Genomic DNA, 2,651 nt, shown 5'->3' on the forward strand with positions numbered 1-2,651 from the left:
GAGGAGCTGATTGTTGCGCTGGCGGGGGACTCGGCGCGGTTTTATCACTTTCGGGCTGGGCGTCTGACTGCTGTCAGCGATGCCTACGGTAACCGGTTGCGTATTACGCGGGATCGTCTGGATCGCGTTGAGCGCCTCGACAACGGCGCTGGCCGCTCCTTGTTGCTGCGCTATGAGCGGGCGCATCTGATCGCGGTCGATTATCAGGTTTTTCGGGAGTCTGCCTGGCGTACCGAGCAGACGCTGGCCAGTTACCGCTTTGATGCCCGTCATCGATTGATCGAGGCGGCGAACGCGGTCGGCGAAAGCGAGCGTTACGACTACGACGACCAGCACGTCATCCTGCAACGGCAACTGGCCGGCGGCGCGAGCTTCTTCTGGGCGTGGGAACGCGCCGGCAAGGCCGCGCGCTGCGTGCGGCACTGGGCGTCGTTTTCGCAGATGGACACGCGTTACGTCTGGGATGACGCCGGCCGTGTCACGGTGCATTACGTCGATGGCACTGAGGAAACTTACGTCCACGACGACACCGCGCGGCTGGTGCGTCAGGTCGCCGCCGATGGTGGTGAGCAGCTCAAGGCCTATGACGCGCAGGGTCGGTTGGTCGCCGAGCAGGATGCGCTGGGCGCGGTCACCGAGTACCGCTATGACGACGCCGGGCGGTTGATCGCGCTGATTCCGCCGGACGATGCGCCGACGTCCTACGAGTACCGCAACGGTTTCCTGCACAGCCGCTCATGTGGCGATGCGGTGTGGACGTACCGGCGCAATGCCCAAGGGGACATCACCGAAGCGGTCGATCCCGATGGCCATGTCACCCATTACCACTACGACCCGCAGGGGCGGTTGCTGTCGGTCCGTTATCCGGATTCTGGCCGGCACGTGTTCGTGTGGAACGACCTGGGTCAGTTGGTCGAGGAAAGTCTGCCGGACGGTGGGGTTCGGAAGTTTTCCTACGACCTTCAGGGGCGGCGGATTACTGCGCAGGACGAAAACGGCGCGATCACTCGCCACGCGTGGGACGCCGTTGGCCGGCTGATCCAGACCACCTCGCCGAATGGCGCCACTCGAGCCTTCAGTTATAGCGCTTACGGCCAGATCACCGCCGAACGCGATGAACTGGGGCGGATCACCCGTTACGAGTATGACGACGACCTGCACCTGGTCAGCCGGCGGATCAACCCCGACGGCACCCGCCTGCAATACCGCTACGACCATGCGCAGCTGCTGCTGACGGAAATCGAGAACGAGTCCGGCGAAAAGTATCGGCTGGACTACACGCCCACCGGACTGATCCGACAGGAAACCGGCTTCGATGGTCGGCGCACGGCGTATGCCTACGACCGCAACGGTCATCTGCTGGAGAAGACCGAGTTCGGCGACGACGGCACCACGCTGGTCACCACTTACCAGCGCGACAGCGCCGGGCGATTGCTGCTCAAGACCCTGCCGGACGGGGTCGAGGTCAGCTACCGCTATGACCGTCTCGGCCGGCTGGTCGGCGTGGATGACGGCCAGGATCACCCGCTGGCCTTCGAATACGACCTGCAGGACCGGCTGGTGCGCGAGCATCAGGGCTGGGGCACCCTGCGTTACGCCTACGACGCCTGCGGCCAGCTCACCCGCCTGCGTCTGCCGGACAACAGCAAACTCGATTACCACTACGCCAAGGGCGGGGCGCTGACGGCGATCGACCTCAACGGTGCCTTGCTGACCCGCCACGTCTACCAGAACGGCCGCGAACAGCAGCGCCAGCAGGGCCTGCTGCTCAGCGAATACACCTACGACGAACAGGGCCGCTTGAAGTCCCACGCCGTAGGCCATCAACGCAGCGCGCTGTACCGCCGCGACTTTGCCTACAGCGCCAAGGGCAATCTCGAACACATCGCCGACACCCGCCACGGCCAGCGCAGCTACACCTACGACGCCCTCGACCGGCTGATCCGTGTACGCCATACCCGCGACGACCTGCCGGAAACCTTCGCCCACGACCCGGCCGGCAACCTGCTGATGCAGGATCGCCCCGGTCCGACACAGATCAAAGGCAATCGCCTGCTGATGCAGGGCGATCGTCATTACGACTACGACGCCTTCGGCAACCTGATCCGCGAACGCCGCGGCCGCGCGCAAACCCTTGTCACCGAATACCGCTACGACAGCCAGCACCGCCTGATCGGCCTGACCCGCCCCGACGGCAAAACCGCGACCTACCAATACGACGCCTTCGGCCGCCGCATCCGCAAAACCGTCGACGGCCAGACCACCGAGTTCTTCTGGCAAGGCGACCACCTGATCGCCGAAAGCAGCCCGACCCAACACCGCAGCTTCATCTACGAACCCGGCACCTTCCGCCCGCTGGCGATGCTCGACGGCAAAGGCCCGAAACGCGCCTGCCCGTTCTACTACCAGCTCGACCACCTCGGCACCCCGCAGGAACTGACCGACTACAGCGGCGAGATCGTCTGGTCAGCCAAATACAGCGCCTACGGCAAGGTCACCTCGCTGGAACTGGCGACCGAGGACTACCTGAACCAGCCGCTGCGCTTTCAGGGGCAATATTTCGATGACGAAAGCGGGCTGCATTACAACCGGCACCGGTACTACGACCCGGACGTGGGACGGTATCTGACGCCGGATCCGGTGAAGCTGGC

General features: G+C 64.5%; 1 protein-coding gene. It reads left to right on the forward strand.

Annotation, left to right across the window (positions count from 1 at the left end):
- On the forward strand, positions 1 to 2,651 hold a 2,651-nt coding region (locus CAF74_RS28850; RefSeq protein WP_139832942.1), incomplete at both ends, for an RHS domain-containing protein.

The organism is Pseudomonas sp. R45(2017), assembly GCF_002112305.1.
GTDB lineage: Bacteria > Pseudomonadota > Gammaproteobacteria > Pseudomonadales > Pseudomonadaceae > Aquipseudomonas > Aquipseudomonas paraglycinae.